Origin of the sequence: Deinococcus koreensis (genome assembly GCF_002901445.1) — a bacterium.
Taxonomy (GTDB): domain Bacteria; phylum Deinococcota; class Deinococci; order Deinococcales; family Deinococcaceae; genus Deinococcus; species Deinococcus koreensis.
Genome location: NZ_PPPD01000001.1, coordinates 2,510,850 through 2,524,939, shown reverse-complemented (window position 1 = coordinate 2,524,939; position 14,090 = coordinate 2,510,850). Strand labels below are relative to the sequence as shown.

General features: G+C 71.4%; 17 protein-coding genes. 10 read left to right on the top strand and 7 right to left on the bottom strand.

Annotated features, from left to right (window positions below; genetic code table 11):
- Positions 1–87: 87 nt before the first annotated feature.
- Positions 88–1,062, top strand: coding sequence for an ABC transporter ATP-binding protein (locus CVO96_RS11890; RefSeq protein WP_103312414.1), 975 nt, complete (start codon positions 88–90; stop codon positions 1,060–1,062).
- A gap of 26 nt (positions 1,063–1,088) precedes the next feature.
- On the top strand, positions 1,089–1,736 hold the full coding sequence (locus CVO96_RS11885; RefSeq protein WP_103313455.1) for a thiamine diphosphokinase: 648 nt from the start codon (positions 1,089–1,091) through the stop codon (positions 1,734–1,736).
- A gap of 1 nt (position 1,737) precedes the next feature.
- Here CVO96_RS11885 and CVO96_RS11880 read toward each other — a convergent pair whose 3' ends face one another.
- The gene (locus CVO96_RS11880) at positions 1,738–3,156 is read right to left on the bottom strand and encodes an alpha/beta hydrolase (protein WP_103312413.1); all 1,419 of its coding nucleotides are present in this window, start codon (positions 3,154–3,156) and stop codon (positions 1,738–1,740) included.
- A gap of 177 nt (positions 3,157–3,333) precedes the next feature.
- On the opposite strand from CVO96_RS11880, the gene CVO96_RS11875 reads away from it, so the two are divergent.
- The 4 genes from CVO96_RS11875 (at position 3,334) to CVO96_RS11860 (ending at position 6,435) form a co-directional block, all read left to right on the top strand.
- On the top strand, positions 3,334–3,978 hold the full coding sequence (locus CVO96_RS11875; protein WP_103312412.1) for a hypothetical protein: 645 nt from the start codon (positions 3,334–3,336) through the stop codon (positions 3,976–3,978).
- 164 nt (positions 3,979–4,142) lie between these two features.
- Positions 4,143–5,510 carry a glutamate-1-semialdehyde 2,1-aminomutase gene (hemL, locus tag CVO96_RS11870; protein WP_103312411.1) on the top strand — a complete coding sequence of 456 codons (1,368 nt, stop codon included), beginning with the start codon at positions 4,143–4,145 and terminating at the stop codon, positions 5,508–5,510.
- On the top strand, positions 5,507–5,935 hold the full coding sequence (locus CVO96_RS11865) for a CoA-binding protein (protein WP_103312410.1): 429 nt from the start codon (positions 5,507–5,509) through the stop codon (positions 5,933–5,935). Before hemL ends, CVO96_RS11865 begins: the two co-directional genes overlap by 4 nt.
- A gap of 62 nt (positions 5,936–5,997) precedes the next feature.
- Positions 5,998–6,435: a DUF3197 domain-containing protein gene (locus CVO96_RS11860; RefSeq protein ID WP_103312409.1), complete on the top strand. Its 438-nt coding sequence runs from the start codon at positions 5,998–6,000 to the stop codon at positions 6,433–6,435.
- Between the two features lie 215 nt (positions 6,436–6,650).
- Here the strand turns inward: CVO96_RS11860 and CVO96_RS11855 are convergent, their stop codons facing one another.
- Positions 6,651–6,896 carry a glutaredoxin domain-containing protein gene (locus tag CVO96_RS11855; protein ID WP_103312408.1) on the bottom strand — a complete coding sequence of 82 codons (246 nt, stop codon included), beginning with the start codon at positions 6,894–6,896 and terminating at the stop codon, positions 6,651–6,653.
- A gap of 151 nt (positions 6,897–7,047) precedes the next feature.
- Positions 7,048–7,668 (bottom strand): translation initiation factor IF-3, encoded by a 621-nt coding sequence (gene infC / locus CVO96_RS11850; protein WP_103312407.1) that lies wholly within the window; start codon positions 7,666–7,668, stop codon positions 7,048–7,050.
- 277 nt (positions 7,669–7,945) lie between these two features.
- Here infC and CVO96_RS11845 point away from each other — a divergent pair, with 277 nt between their 5' ends.
- The 3 genes from CVO96_RS11845 (at position 7,946) to recR (ending at position 9,710) form a co-directional block, all read left to right on the top strand.
- A complete protein-coding gene (locus CVO96_RS11845) occupies positions 7,946–8,623 on the top strand; it encodes an NUDIX hydrolase (protein ID WP_103312406.1) in 678 nt (225 codons plus the stop codon).
- Between the two features lie 78 nt (positions 8,624–8,701).
- Positions 8,702–8,992, top strand: a complete 291-nt coding sequence (locus CVO96_RS11840) for a YbaB/EbfC family nucleoid-associated protein (RefSeq protein WP_103312405.1) — start codon at positions 8,702–8,704, stop codon at positions 8,990–8,992.
- A 70-nt stretch (positions 8,993–9,062) separates the two neighbouring features.
- Positions 9,063–9,710 (top strand): recombination mediator RecR, encoded by a 648-nt coding sequence (recR, locus tag CVO96_RS11835; protein WP_103312404.1) that lies wholly within the window; start codon positions 9,063–9,065, stop codon positions 9,708–9,710.
- 174 nt (positions 9,711–9,884) lie between these two features.
- Here the strand turns inward: recR and CVO96_RS21120 are convergent, their stop codons facing one another.
- From CVO96_RS21120 to CVO96_RS11825, 3 genes are all read right to left on the bottom strand, one after another.
- Positions 9,885–10,040 (bottom strand): hypothetical protein, encoded by a 156-nt coding sequence (locus CVO96_RS21120; protein ID WP_165795284.1) that lies wholly within the window; start codon positions 10,038–10,040, stop codon positions 9,885–9,887.
- Positions 10,041–10,112: 72 nt separating this feature from the next.
- Positions 10,113–10,826, bottom strand: coding sequence for a polysaccharide deacetylase family protein (locus CVO96_RS11830; protein ID WP_103312403.1), 714 nt, complete (start codon positions 10,824–10,826; stop codon positions 10,113–10,115).
- Positions 10,823–12,046: an MFS transporter gene (locus CVO96_RS11825; protein WP_341476179.1), complete on the bottom strand. Its 1,224-nt coding sequence runs from the start codon at positions 12,044–12,046 to the stop codon at positions 10,823–10,825. The genes CVO96_RS11830 and CVO96_RS11825 overlap by 4 nt, the downstream gene beginning before the upstream one ends.
- Before the next feature lie 92 nt (positions 12,047–12,138).
- On the opposite strand from CVO96_RS11825, the gene CVO96_RS11820 reads away from it, so the two are divergent.
- Complete coding sequence (locus CVO96_RS11820) at positions 12,139–12,837, top strand: glycosyltransferase family 2 protein (protein ID WP_103312402.1); 699 nt, start codon at positions 12,139–12,141, stop codon at positions 12,835–12,837.
- Here the strand turns inward: CVO96_RS11820 and CVO96_RS11815 are convergent.
- Complete coding sequence (locus CVO96_RS11815; protein WP_103312401.1) at positions 12,773–13,960, bottom strand: glycosyltransferase family 4 protein; 1,188 nt, start codon at positions 13,958–13,960, stop codon at positions 12,773–12,775. The genes CVO96_RS11820 and CVO96_RS11815 overlap by 65 nt on opposite strands.
- Between the last annotated feature and the right edge of the window lie 130 nt (positions 13,961–14,090).

Below are 14,090 nucleotides of genomic sequence, written 5' to 3'. Positions count from 1 at the left end.
CAGTACCGTCCTGGCCTGACGCTCCCACCAGCCCGGCTCCCGCTCAGCGTGGAGCCGGGTTTGTCTGTCCACGCGCCACAATGCCCTGTGGTTCTGCTCCCGCCCGCCCTGAACGTCACTGGTCTCTCGAAAGCCTTCGGCGCCGTCCAGGCCGTCCGGGGCGTGTCGCTGGAGGTCGCGGCGGGCGAAACGCTGGCGCTAATCGGCCCCTCCGGCTGCGGCAAGAGCACCGTGCTGCGGCTGGTGGCGGGCCTGGAACGCCCGGATTCGGGGCGGGTGGAGGTCGCGGGCCGCGACGTGACCGCCCGGCCGCCCGAGGCCCGCCAGGTCGGACTGGTGTTTCAGGACTACGCACTGTTTCCGCACCTGAGCGTGCTGGGCAACGTCGCCTACGGCCCCCGGATGCGCGGCGTGAGGCGCCCGGACGCCGAGGCACGGGCGCGCGAGGTGCTGGCGCTGGTGGAGCTGCAGGAGCTGGCGACCCGCCGCCCGCACCAGCTCTCGGGCGGGCAGCAGCAGCGGGTGGCGCTGGCCCGCGCGCTGGCGACCGGCTCGGGGCTGCTGCTGCTGGACGAACCGCTCTCGAACCTCGACGAGCAGTTGCGCTCGGAGCTGCGCGCCGACCTGCGCGCCCTGTTCGGCCGGGTGGGCGCGGGCGTGCTGCTCGTCACCCACGACCAGCGCGAGGCCCTGAGCCTGGCGGGGAGGGTGGCGGTCATGCGCGCGGGCGAGGTCGTGCAGCAGGGGGCGGCGGCGGACGTGTTCGCCCGGCCGGGGTCGGCCTGGGTCGCGGCCTTCCTGGGCTGGGCGAACATCCTGCCGGCCGGGCCGGGCCGGGCCCGCCTGGTGCCCGAGGACGCGCTGCTCCTGGGCGAGGGCGAGCCCTGGGCGGTCACGGCCCGGCAGGGGACGGAGGCGGGCGAGACCGTCCAGGTGGCGCATCCATGGGGATCACTGACGGTCAATCTGAGTGCGCGGGAAGTGGCGCTGATCCGGGACGACACCCTGAGTCTGAACGTCGATCCGGGCCGGGTGCGCGAGGTGACCGACGACCGCGAGTGAGGGCCGCCCGGCCCTACACTGGCCGGGTGATTGCCTGGATTCTGGTGGGGGGCCGGCTGCACGCCACGCCGGCCCTCCTCGCCCTTCCCCGCCCGGCGCTGGTCGTGGCGGCCGACGGCGGCGCCCGGCACGCGGCCGCGCTGGGCGTGCGGGTGGACGTCTGGGTGGGCGATTTCGATTCCTCGGGAGGGCTCTCGCTGGACGCCCCCCGCGAGGTTCACCCCACCGCGAAGGACGAGACCGACGCGGAACTGGCGGTGCGGGTGGCGCGGGCACGGGGTGCCACCCGGCTCGTGTTTCTGGGAGCCTTCGGCGGCCGCTTCGACCACACGGCCGCCCTGCTGCTGGGCGGCGTGCGGCTGGCGCGTGAAGGGCTGCAGGTGAGCCTGAGCAGCGGCGACGAGTGGGCCTGGCCCCTGCTGCCGGGGGCGCCGCTGAGCCTGGATCTGCCGCCCGGTCTGATCCTGAGCGTCGTGGCGGGAGAGGGACTGCGCGGCCTGAGCCTGAGCGGCGTGCGCTGGCCGCTCTCCGGCGCCGACGTGCCGCTGGGCAGCGGCTGGACGGTCAGCAACGAGACGCGGGGCGGCGCCGTGCAGGCCACCATAAACCAAGGCTGGGCGCTGCTCACCGTGCTCTACGGCGAGGCGCCCAGCCCGGAGGTCGGGTCAGCCTAGGTCAGTCCGAGGCGGGGCCTTCGCCGGCCGGAGCCCCAGGACAGGGGGCCACCCCGGGCCGCGTGCCACGCGTGTAGGCGCAGCCGTAGTTGGGATCAGCCACGACGGCGGGGGTCAGGACGTCATCGCCGGCCGGCTTCTGCCCGGTCTTCTCCCAGGCCACCAGGGCGTTAAAGCCCTCGACCAGTTCAGCGGCGTTGAACTCGCAGTGCCCGGCCGCCCGGATGGCGCGCTGCACGAGCAGGCCACCATGACCGTTGGCGTCCACCGCGCGGCGGTAGAGCTGCTGGTGCTTGAAGGGCACGTAGAAATCCCCGGTGGTGTGCATGGTCAGCACTGGCACGCCGATCTCGCCGTTCACGCGCGGCAGCCAGCGCACGCCGTCCCAGCGCGGCGGGTTGGGTTCGCGGTCAGGGCTGACCCGCACCAGGGCCGCGTTGAAGGCCACCTCCTCGGGGGTGGGGGCCTCGCCGGTCGTCCAGCGGTAGGTGCGGCCCTGGTTGCCGTACAGGTTGCGCGGCAGGATGCCGCTCAGGGTGCCGTCCGCGCCGCCGGTGCTCAGCACGGCCTGCTGGAGCCCCCCGACCCGGAAGCCCAGCGCGAACACCGGCCGTTCGCCGCCGGTCAGCGACTTGGCCAGCTCGCGCAGCCGCGCGCCCGCGCCGTCGTTCTCCTGCCAGAGAGGGCCGGCCGTGCTGGTGAACAGCGCGCCCAGGGTCTGCGGCAGGGTCTTCTGGAAGCTGGCGTCCGGATAGGTCTTCGGCCCGGTACCGGCGAGCTGCGCGGCGGCCAGGGTGTAGTCCCCGAGCCACTGGAACTCGTAGTCCTGATCCATCACGCCGCACAGGGGCATGGCGGCGGCGTAGGGCACGCGGCTCCGGGCGGTGCGCGCGGTCTCGGCCTCCACGGCGGCGCCGGCCACGTGCCCGCCCATCGAGAAGCCCATGATCAGGTATTTGCTCGGTTTCGCCTTGCCGGTCAGCGCGGGAAAGGCCAGCGCCAGGGCGTTGGTGTCCTCGACCCCGGCGCGCACGTCGTAGTAGTTGGCGCTGTAGGAACTGGCGGCCCAGGCGTAGCCCTGGGAGAGCCAGTACTCGCGCAGGGCGGGCGTCTGCACCTTCAGCTCGGTTCCCGTGCCTGCGTAGCCGTGGGTGTACATGATCAGCGTGCCGTTCCAGGTCTGGGGCACCTCGATGGCGTAGGCGGCCGGGCCCTGGATGCCGGGGGTCACGCCCTGGTACAGCGTCGCGCCGGGGATGTCCTTGAGGGTCGGAATGACGGCCGTGAACTTCCGCGTGTCGTGGACGCGGGTGTCCACGCTGTACTGCAGGGGCGCGCAACTGGAGAGCAGCAGTCCGGCGAGCAGCAGGGCGGCGCCGGGTGGGCGGGGACGGGACGGGGTACGCAGTCGTGGGAACATCTGGCCTCCAGGCATGGCCCGCCCCGGTGCAAGGGCGCGGCGTGGTCGGTGGGTCGCGGTGGACGGAACAGGCGGGTTGTACAGACGCCTGTATTTAGCGCCTGCGCGGTGGGGGTTGTCAAACGCCCTGGCCCACGGGTGGGAACCTTCCGCACGGGGTCTGCGTACCTGGAGGGCATGAGACAGAATCGTGGCCTTGGGTGTGGGTGCCTGGGATGTGGTGGCGGGACGCTGGTGGTGCTGGCCCTGCTGGGCGCCCTGGCGTGGTTCGTGGTGATCAAACCGGCGCGGGACTTCATCGCGGGCTGGCAGCCCCCGCAGACGCAGACCCAGACGCCCGGACGGCCCCAGACTCCGGGCCAGCCCTCCACGGGCAGCGCGCAGACCGCCCTGACCCGCAGCGAGATCGAGAAGTTCGTGCGCGTGCGCCGCGACGTCCGCACCGCGCTGGGCAGCAGCTTCACGGGTCTCCAGCAGGTCTGGACGGACGTGCAGGGCGGACAGACCCCCAACATCCTGCAGGCGCTGAACGTGCTGCGGCAGGCCGGGGGCAGCATTGGCGCCGCCCGCACCGCCCAGAGCGCCGCGCTGACCCGCGAGGGCCTGAGTCCCGAGCGCTACGCCGCCATCCGCGCCGGGGTGAACCGGGCCCTGGGCCTGCCCAACGTGGACTTCGCCCGCGCCGCCGAGTCGCTGCAGCGCGGTCAGCTGCCGGATCTGAGTTCCACGGTGCAGTCGGCCAGCGCCCAGGAATCCGCCCTGATCGCCCCCTTCCGGTCGGAGCTGACGGCGACGGCGGCGGCGGGGCTGCTGGGGCTGTAGTGGGCCGTCTGGAGTGAGGGCGGGAGCCGACCTCGAAGACGCCAGGGCGCCGGCCCCGGCTGGCCGCGCCAGCCCCTTGAGCCGCCCTTTAGCGGCTGAGGTCGCCCCGAGAGTCTGTGTGCTGGATTCCCCGTGCCGACCCCGGCTCCGCTAGGGTGGACGGTATGACCAGCACCCCCCTCTCCCCCACCCCCACCGCGCAGTCCGAGGCGCTGTTCGCCCGCGCCCGCGCCGTGACGCCGGGCGGCGTGAACAGCCCGGTGCGGGCCTTCCGCTCGGTGGGCGGCACGCCGAGGTTCATCCGCGAGGCCCACGGCGCCTACCTGACCGACGCCGACGGTGCGCGCTACCTCGATTACATCGGCTCGTGGGGGCCGATGATCCTGGGCCACGACCACCCGGCCGTGCGGGAGGCCGTGGCGGGGGCCCTGCAGGGCGGCACCAGCTTCGGGGCGCCGTCGTGGCGCGAGGTCGAGCTGGCTGAACTGGTCACCCGCCTGACCGGCGCCGACAAGGTGCGCTTCACGAGTTCCGGCACCGAGGCGACCATGAGCGCGCTGCGGCTGGCGCGGGGCTTCACCAGTCAGCACGGTACCGGGCGCAAGTTCATCGTGAAGTTCCGGGGCAACTACCACGGCCACGCCGACGGCCTGCTGGTCGAGGCCGGCTCTGGCCTGATGACCAACGCCGCCGGGCACCTGGGCACCTCGGCCCCGAGCAGCGCCGGCGTGCCCGAGGAATACGCCGCCCTGACGCTGGTGTGCGAGTACAACGACCCGGCCGCCCTGGACACCCTGATGGAACTCCGCGGGCACGAGATTGCGGCCGTGATCTTCGAGCCGGTGGTGGGCAATGCCGGGGTGCTGATCCCCACGCCGGACTTCCTGGCCGCGCTGCACCGCGTGAAGGAGGCGGGAGCCCTGCTGATCGCCGACGAGGTGATGACCGGCTTCCGCCTCTCGCTGAGCGGCGCGAGCGGTCTGCTGGGCATCCGCCCCGATCTGAGCTGCTGGGGCAAGATCATCGGCGGCGGCCTGCCGGTCGGGGCCTACGGGGGCCGCGCCGACGTGATGGAGTTCGTCTCGCCGCAGGGCCCGGTGTACCAGGCGGGCACCCTCAGCGGCAACCCGCTGGCGATGGCGGCGGGCCTGGCCACCCTGCGCGCCCTGGAGGCCGACCCGGACATCTACCCGCGCCTGGAGAGCTACACCTCGCGGCTGGCGCAGGGGCTGAAGGACGCGGCCCGTGACGCTGGCATTCCCATCTCCGTGAACCAGATCGGGTCGATGCTCACGGCCTTCCACCAGGACGCTCCGCACGGCTCGGTGGGCAACTACACGCAGGCGGCGCGGAGCGACACGGCCGCCTTCGCGGCGTGGTTCCAGGCGATGCTGGGCCAGGGCATCTACTGGGCGCCCTCGCAGTTCGAGAGCATCTTCGTCAGCGGCGCACACACGGTCAGCGAGCTGGATGCCACACTGGAGGCCGCCCGCCACGCCTACCGCAGCGTCTCCGAAGGAGCCTCGTCTTGACCCTCCTGCAGCAGTCTCCCGATGTCATCCGCGTCCTGAGGGACAGCCGCGTCGTGGCGGTGGTCGGCTTTCACCACGACGCCATGAAGCCGGCCTACTACGTGCCGGAGTACCTGCACCGTCAGGGCTACACGATCATTCCGGTCAATCCGGCGCTGGCGGGGCGCGGCGAGAGCTTCTTCGGTCAGAAGGCGGTCTCGCTGCTGGCCGACATCACGACGCCGGTGGACGTGGTGGAGATCTTCCGCCGCAGCGACAAGGTGGCCGGGCATCTGGCCGACATCCTGGCCATGCAGCCGCTGCCCAGGGTGGTGTGGCTGCAACAGGGCATCCGCGACGAGGCCACGGCGCGCGAGCTGAACGCCCACGGGATCAACGTGATTCAGGATCGCTGCATGCTCTCGGATCACCGCGCCCTGATGTAGCGTGCCCGGATGGAGCGTGTGCCCGTAGAGAACGCTCCAGACGCCGGCGCTACACTGCGGCCATGCAGATTGCCGACCCGCTGGGCGTGCCTGGGGCGCCGCTGGAAACCCTGAACGCCGTCATGACCCGTTTCGAGGGTTCCGAACTCTCGGGCGGGCGGCTCATTCTGGTCACGGATCGCCAGGGCGACCGGGCGCGGGCGAGCTACGCCGCGCTGGTGGTCACGGGCAAGCAGGCGAACGCCGCGGCGGTGGTCACGGCCGCCGCCTTCGGGCCACGGTTCGGCCGCGTGGGCGCCCAGGCCCTGGCCGATCTGGTGGTGTGGGCCACGGGGCAGGCGTTGCCTGTCTGTGAGACGGTGCTCAACTCTTCCGACTTCTCGCGCGTGCTGGCCGAACCCGACGCGCGGGAAGTGGCCCAGCTCGTGGCCTCGAGCAATCCCAGCGATCCGGCCATCTACACGAGGTTGCCGGAGCTGCAGCCGGACGAACAGGAGTGACCGCCGGGCGCGTTGCCCTGCGTCCAGCTGGATCACCCCGGCTTGGCGGGAGTCGGTGCAGTCATCTTGTTCAGCACGACCAGTTCGGTGTGCAGGGGCTGAGCTGACGCGTCGGCAGGTTCCGGCATGTACGACCACCCGACGACGACCCCTGCCATCGGCAGTCAAGGCGAGGAGGCAGCCTCACGCGGAGACCGCCTCCTCGCTTTCAGGAGTTACAGGCCGGCTTCGGCCAGGAACACGTCGAGCTTCTGGGGGCGGAAACCGCTCAGGCTGTGGGCCACGTCGCCGCTGACCAGCGTGGGCACGCTGCGCCGGCCGCCGTTGACGCTCATCACGTACTCGGCCGCCTGGGCGTCCTGCTCGATGTTGATTTCCTCGAAGGCCAGGCCCTTGCTGCTCAGGGCGCGTTTGGCGGCGTGGCAGTCCGGGCACCAGGTGGTGGTGTACATCTTGATCATGGCGGTCTCTCCTTGGCAATGGGCTGTGTCGGTGGGGCTGACGGTATGGACGCGCCTCAGCGGAACGCCCGGTACGTTCAGTTTACAAAATAAAGCAGGGGTAACAGAAAGACGGCCCACCTTCTGCGGTGGGCCGGCTCGGGGGGCGGAGTTAGGCGCTCGCGGTCGGCTCGGAGGCCACTTCGGGCGCCACGTCCGGCACAGGCGCCGCCATTGCCGGAGCGTCTTCCACACGCTCTTTTTTCGGCACGGGCGCAGCCTTGGGCGCCATGATCATGTTCATGTCCATGCCCATCATGGAGGGCATCCCCTCGGGGGCGCCGACATCGGCCAGCGTGTCGGCCACGCGGTGCAGGATGCGCTCGCCCAGTTCGGGGTGGGTGCGCTCACGACCACGGAACATGATCGTAACCTTGACCTTGTGCCCCTCGTCGAGGAAGCGGCGCACGTGCCCGGCCTTGGTGTTGAAATCGTGGTCATCGATCTTCACGCGGAATTTGATGGCCTTGACTTCCTGGGCGCGGGCGCGCTTGCGGTTTTCCTTCTCGTTCTGCTGCTGCTCGTAGCGGAACCGGCCATAGTCGAGCAGGCGGCAGACGGGCGGGACGGCCTGCGGGCTGACCATGACAAGATCCATGCCCGCTTCACGCGCCATGGTCATGGCGTCGCGCGTGTCGATAATGCCCACCTGCTCGCCTTCAGCGCCGATCAGACGAATCTGGCGGACGCGGATCTGCTCGTTGACCTTGTGTTCTTTCGCTATGTTCATCACCTCCGCGCGCCCGGCGCACGCTGGCGCCCTGGCGGCTGTACCCACGCCTCTTGCGGCAGGTAGACCGTAGTTTACCACGTGGGCCGTTCACGCCGGGTTCATGCGGGACGACGGCTGTGGCCGCGCCCCAGGGCCAGGGTACGGCGGGCTCCGCCCCGTGAGGTGCCACACCTGACACACCCAAAACGAACGGTGGAACACGCTGCACAGGGCCTCTCCGCCGACACCGCTAGACACTTACCCTTGATGTCACAGGTACACCAATTAGCATCGGGGTATGACCCGGCTGACCCTTCCGCCCCAGGCCACGCAGGTCGGCCTGGCGGTGGACGTCGCCGCCTTCGCCATGCACAGCGGTGAACTGCGGGTGCTGCTGGTGCAGCGCGGCGCCCTGCCGCACGCCCGCGACTGGGCCCTGCCCGGCGGGTTCGTGCATCCTGGCGAGGAACTGCACGAGGCCGCGCTGCGCGAGCTGCGAACCGAGACCACGGTGCAGCTCGAGCCCCGCCATCTGGAGCAGTTCTACACCTTCGGCGAGGTCAACCGCGACCCACGCGGCCGCATCGTCTCGGTGGCGCATCTGGCGGTGCTGCCGCACGGCACGGTGCGCGTGACCCCCGGTGGGCACACGCTGGGCGCCGAGTGGGTCAGCGCGCACCAGCCGCCGGCCCTGGCCTTCGACCACCACGCCATTCTGGACAAGGCCATCGGGCGGCTGCAGCTGCGGCTGGAATACGGCAACCTGGCGATGGAATTCCTGCCCGACACCTTCACGCTGCCCGAACTGCAGGGCGTGTACGAGGCGGTGCTCAACCGCCGGCTGGACAAGCGGAATTTCCGCAAGCGGCTGCTCTCGCAGGGCATCCTGACCCCCAGCGGCGAGCGGCGGATCGGCGTGGGCCGCCCGGCGCAGCTCTACAGGCGGGCCAAACACGCCCGGCTGGCCGCGCTCTAGGGGCCTGCGTCCGGACTCCCGGAGCGGCGGATCAGCGCTCCAATCCGGCGCGGCCGACCCCGCTACAATGGCTCCACTATGGACATGAAGAAGCTGATGAAGCAGATGCAGCAGGCCCAGGCCGCCGCCGCCAAGATTCAGGACGATCTGGCCGCCCAGAGCGTGGAGGGCAGCGCGTCGGGGCTGGTCACGGTGACCATGAGCGGCCACGGCAAGGTCACGGCCCTCAAGATCAAGCCTGAGGCGGTCGACCCGGCCGACGTGGAAGCCCTCGAAGACCTGATCCTGGTCGCCCTGCAGGACGCCTCGGCAAAGGCCGACGCCCTGCAGCAGGACGCCACCCGCGGCCTGGGCATCCCCGGCTTCTGATGGAGCGATTCCCAATCTTTTCGCCATCTGCCCTCTGCCCTCTGCCATCTGCGCCCCGCCTGGGGCACGCATGAAATACCCCCCGTCCCTGGTCGCGCTGATCCGCGAACTCTCGCGGCTGCCGGGCATCGGCCCCAAGAGCGCGCAGCGGCTGGCCTTCCACCTGTTCGAGCAGCCCCGCGAGGACATCGAGCGGCTGGCGAGTTCGCTGCTGGAGGCCAAGCGCGACCTGCACGCCTGCCCGATCTGTTTCAACATCACCGACGCCGAGCGCTGCGACGTCTGCAGCGACGCCACCCGCGATCAGGAACTGATCTGCGTGGTCGAGGAACCCGGAGACGTGATCGCCATCGAGCGGAGCGGCGAGTACCGCGGGCTCTACCACGTCCTGCACGGGGTCTTGAGCCCCATGAACGGTGTGGGGCCGGAGAAGCTGCACATCAAGGCCCTGCTGCCGCGTGTGCAGGGCGGCATGGAGGTCATCCTGGCGACCGGTACGACCGTGGAGGGCGATGCCACCGCGCTGTACCTGCAGCGCCTGCTGGAGCCGCTGGGCGCCCTGGTGAGCCGCATCGCCTACGGCCTGCCGGCGGGCGGCGCGCTGGAATACACCGACGAGGTGACGCTGGGCCGCGCCATGAACGGTCGCCAGCGGGTCAGCAAGCCGCCGCTGAAAACGGAAGACGACGGCGAAGCGGGGTCAGCGGTTCGGCGCTGATTCCCGGCGCTGAAGCGGAAGTCGGTTTTCTGAACAGATGGGGAGAGACCCATCCGTTCTGCTTGTGTACCTGCCGTGTGCCAGGGCAGCCGCCATCAGCACGCTCACCCTGAGCGAAGGATCTGACCACCGGCCCGGAGGGTTCAAGCCCACCTGTGGAGGGCGCCAGCGGCTTCAGAACGGGCCGGGAAGGTTCGGCCCGACGTACCCGGCCTCGCGGCGCGAGTCGTCGAGGGCGTCCATCGCCCGGTTCAGACGTTCCTGCCTTCTCGCGAAGTACAGGCCCACAGCGAGGATCGGTACGAACACGGCCAGCATGACAAGTCCCATCAGGTGCCCTCCTGGCCCCGATGATAGGGTGGTCATGCCATCGGCGGTGCGGCCAGTGCCGCAGCTTCGTGCCTACCCCCCATAACTCGCCCGCAGCCGCCCCAGCCCCTGCCGGAAGCCGATGCGGCGCATGGGCAGCTCATTCAGGGTCACGGCCCGGAGCCCGCGCGCCCCCAGGCCACTGAGCAGGGCATCGAGCAGCGCGGGCGTGACGGCCGGGCCGTCGTGCAGCAGGATCACGCTGCCGCCTCTGGTGCGTTCCAGGGTCTGCCCGGCCAGGGTGGCGGCGCCCTGGCCTGTCCAGTCGCGGCCTTCTATGTCCCACAGGGCGATCTGCCGGCGGGTCAGTCGGGCGAGGAGGCGGGTCAGCGGGCTGTGGCCGCCGTAGGGGGGGCGGTAGAGGTGTGGGCCTCCCTCCTGGGCACGGGGATGCCAGCGCACCTGCGCCCACTCGCGCCAGGGGGGCAACAGCAGCGCGTGGGTGTGCCAGCGTCCGTGGGCCTCGATCTGGTGCCCGGCGTCCAGCAGGGCGCGCAGGAGGTCTGGACAGGCCCGGCAGGCGGGCTCGGTGACGAAGAAGGTGGCCTTCACGCCATGCCGGGCCAGCACGGCCAGCAGCTCGGGCGTGCGCTCGCTGGGGCCGTCGTCGAAGGTCACGGCCACCCGTCCCGACTCCCGTGGCCCTGGCCCCAGGGCGCCCCAGCCGACCGCCCGGCCCAGCACGTCGGCGCCCAGCACGGCCCCAGCAAGCGCAGCAGCGCCCAGCGCCACCCCACGCTGCCTCACGACGAAGGCGAGGGATCGGGCCGGCGCTGGAAGGAGCGGCGAAAGGCGACATAGCCCAGCGCCGTCACGGCGGCCAGCACCGCGCCGGTCACGAAGGGGCCGGGCAGGCCGTACTGGCGGTAGGCGAAAGCCCCCAGCAGCGGCCCCAGCGACGTGCCGATGTTCTCCATGGTCATCAGGACGCCCCAGGCGGCGGGGCGCTCGGCCTCGGGCAGGCGGCTGACCACCAGCGCGGCCCAGCCGGGCGACAGGAAGGCGTAGCCCAGGCCCACCAGCGCGGCCAGCAGGAACAGCGTCCAGACCGGGGGCGTGGTGGCGAACAGCGCCAGACCCAGGCCCAGCAGGGCGAAGCCCAGGGTCACCGCCAGCCGCGCCCGGCCGCCGTCGGCGACCCTGCCGGTGAAGGGCATGCTGGCGAAGGCCACCACCCCGCCCACGCCCAGCACGCCGACCATGCTCCAGTAGTTCAGGCCCAGTTCGGGGTACAGGGTGAACAGCAGCGGCCCCAGCAGGGTCAGGGTCAGGGTCTGCATGAAGGCCGCCGGAATCAGCGGGGCCAGGGCGCGGGCCGCGACCTTCATGCGGGCGCGGGCGGGGGGCCGCTCGGCCGGCACCGGGCGCGGCCGCACCTTCACGAACAGGACACTGACCAGGGCGAGCGCCTGCACCCCCACGATCAGCAGCGCAATCTGGCCGAAAGGCCGCCCCCCCAGCGCGCCCAGCACCAGCACGCCCAGCCCCACCGCCGGCATGACGCTCATGGTCACGGCCGTCAGGGTGCGGCCCTGGTGGGACTCGTAGGCGGCCTCGGCGGTCAGGTTCACCAGACCCGGCCACAGGGCACTGAAGCCCACGCCGTGCAGCGCGGCGACCAGCAGCAGCAGCCAGATGGCGTGGGCCTGGGTCAGCAGGGCCATCGCCAGGACACACAGGGCCGCGCCGGCCAGCATCACGGGCCGCACCCCACGGCGGCTGATCAGCACCCCGACCGGCGAGCGCATCAGGGTATCCGTGAAGAAGTGGACGCTGAAGGCGGTCGCGGCCACCGCCACCGCCTCCTTCTTGGGCAGCCCCAGCAGCCCCGGCGCGGCCTGCTGCAGGTACGCGCCGTACAGGCCGCTGCGCACGAACTCCGAGCAGGCCAGGGTCAGGGCGGCGGCCACCACGCCCGGCAGGGAGCCGGGGGCCAGCGGCAGACGCAGGCGTTCACGCAGGGTCACGGCCCACCATTATGCAGGGGCTCCAGCCGACCGGGTCGTGCGCCCCTATTGTGACGGGGCTGACCATGCCCCGGAACTGATAGCCTGCGCTGGTGCCTGCGTTTACGGTCGTCATTCCTGCCCGCAATGAGGCGGCCTACCTGCCCGCGACTCTGCAGGCCCTCGATCGCCAGACCCGGCGGCCCGCCGAGGTGATCGTGGTCGACAACGGCAGCCTGGACGACACGGTGGGCGTGGCCGAGGCCTGGGGCGCCACGGTGCTGCCCTGTCCGCAGCGGGGCGTGGCCCGCGCCCGGCAGCGGGGTCTGGAGGCCGCGCGCACCCCCTGGGTCGCCTCCACTGACGCCGATTCGCTGCCGGTGCCCGAGTGGCTGGAACTGCTGGAGGCCGCGACGCCCGGCCGGGCGGCCCTCTACGGCCCGATGCGGTTCTGCGGCGTGGCCCCGCAGTGGTCGCGGCTCTCGGGCGTGGCCTACAGCGGGTTCCTGCACGTCTGCCGGGTGATCGGCAAACCCAACCTGGGCGGCGCGAACATGGCCTTCGACCGCGCCCTGGCCCTGCAGGCCGGCGGCTACCCCCTGGTGGACGCCTACGAGGACGTCATCCTGGGGCAGGAACTGGCGCGGCTGGGGCGCGTGAGCTACGTGCGCGGCGCGCTGGTCGAGACGAGCGCGCGGCGCCTGGAGCGCGGCCTGCTGCCCTTCCTGTGGCAGCACTACCGCAACATCAGCGGTCATACGCGAGGGTATTTCGGGGATGACCGGATACCCCCGCTTCGGCGGGAAAAGTGACCTCGCGCGGCAGGTTCAGCGCGCTGGCGTAGACGTCCAGCACGCGCAGGGCCACGCCCGCCGGGGTGGTCGAGCCGCCGAACTCGCGCGCCCCTGCCGAGAGCCGCGCCCAGAGCGCCGGATCGCCCAGCACCTGGCTGGACGAGGCGATCAGGGCGTTCACGTCGCCCGGCGTGACCAGGTAGCCGCTGCGGTCGTGGGCCACCCCGCTGAGGGTGCCGCGCGCTCCCACCGCCACCACCGGCACGCCCATGAGCTGCGCCTCCTGCAGCACCAGCCCCTGGGTCTCGGTGTCGCTGGCGAACAGGAACAGTTCGGCCAGGCGGTAATAGGCCCCGATCTGCGTCCAGGGCCTGACGCCCAGGAAGCTCACCCGGTCGGCGATGCCCAGGCGCGCGGCGTGCGCCTCCAGATGCTCGCGCTCGGGCCCCTCGCCCAGGATCACCAGATGGGTGTCGGGCAGGGCCGCCACGGTGTCGAGCACGTGGTCGAAGCGTTTTTCCTTGGCCAGCCGGCCCACGCTGAGCAGGCGGCGCCGGCCCTCGGGCCAGGGGTTCTCCACGGGCGGCGCCGCGAGCAGCACGGCCGGGTCGATGGCGGTGGGAATCACCACCGGATTGCGCACGTGCATGGCCTGCAGCACGTCCAGCGTGCCGGCGGTGGGCGTGATCACGGCGGCGGCGCGCCCGTACAGCAGGCTCATGGCGCGGGTGACCACGCCGGTCGCCTGCTGCAGGGCGGTCAGGCCCGGCACGTAGTGCGTGTAGGCCTCGATGTGGGTGTGGTAAGTCGCCACGTGGGGCACGTCCCACTTGCGCGCCAGCCGCACGCCCGCCAGCCCCAGGGTCAGCGGGGTGTGGGTGTGCACGATGTCGTACTTGCGCTCGAAATCCTTGCGGGTGGGCCAGGCCAGCCGGTAGGTGGGCAGGAACATGTAACGGAGACTGGAGACGCGCAGCACGTCACCCCGGGTGTCCACGTGCTCCGGGAAGTCCGGGGCGACCACATCGACGTGGTGGCCCAGCTTGCGCAGTTCGTCGCTGAGCAGCCCGACACTGGTCACGATGCCGTTCTGATCCGGCAGGAACGTATCGGTGAACAGGCCGATCCGCAGGGGCTTCATACCCGGCCGCCGGAGAGAACCCACTCCTGAAAGTTTAAGGTTTCCTGAAGCATCGCTAGAGGAGCATACGACGCCGGACATGAGAGTGTCGCCTGACTTCCGGATGAGGGCCTTGAGCCGATCCGCTCCC

What these genes read in the sequence shown, in the direction of transcription:
- CVO96_RS11855 (WP_103312408.1), bottom strand. Translation starts at nt 6,896, where the DNA reads ATGATCAAGATGTACACCACCACCTGGTGCCCGGACTGCCACGCCGCC.
- CVO96_RS11840 (WP_103312405.1), top strand. Translation starts at nt 8,702, where the DNA reads ATGGACATGAAGAAGCTGATGAAGCAGATGCAGCAGGCCCAGGCCGCC.
- CVO96_RS11860 (WP_103312409.1), top strand. Translation starts at nt 5,998, where the DNA reads ATGCAGATTGCCGACCCGCTGGGCGTGCCTGGGGCGCCGCTGGAAACC.
- CVO96_RS11880 (WP_103312413.1), bottom strand. Translation starts at nt 3,156, where the DNA reads ATGTTCCCACGACTGCGTACCCCGTCCCGTCCCCGCCCACCCGGCGCC.
- CVO96_RS11875 (WP_103312412.1), top strand. Translation starts at nt 3,334, where the DNA reads ATGAGACAGAATCGTGGCCTTGGGTGTGGGTGCCTGGGATGTGGTGGC.
- CVO96_RS21120 (WP_165795284.1), bottom strand. Translation starts at nt 10,040, where the DNA reads ATGGGACTTGTCATGCTGGCCGTGTTCGTACCGATCCTCGCTGTGGGC.
- recR (WP_103312404.1), top strand. Translation starts at nt 9,063, where the DNA reads ATGAAATACCCCCCGTCCCTGGTCGCGCTGATCCGCGAACTCTCGCGG.
- hemL (WP_103312411.1), top strand. Translation starts at nt 4,143, where the DNA reads ATGACCAGCACCCCCCTCTCCCCCACCCCCACCGCGCAGTCCGAGGCG.
- CVO96_RS11815 (WP_103312401.1), bottom strand. Translation starts at nt 13,960, where the DNA reads ATGAAGCCCCTGCGGATCGGCCTGTTCACCGATACGTTCCTGCCGGAT.
- CVO96_RS11845 (WP_103312406.1), top strand. Translation starts at nt 7,946, where the DNA reads ATGACCCGGCTGACCCTTCCGCCCCAGGCCACGCAGGTCGGCCTGGCG.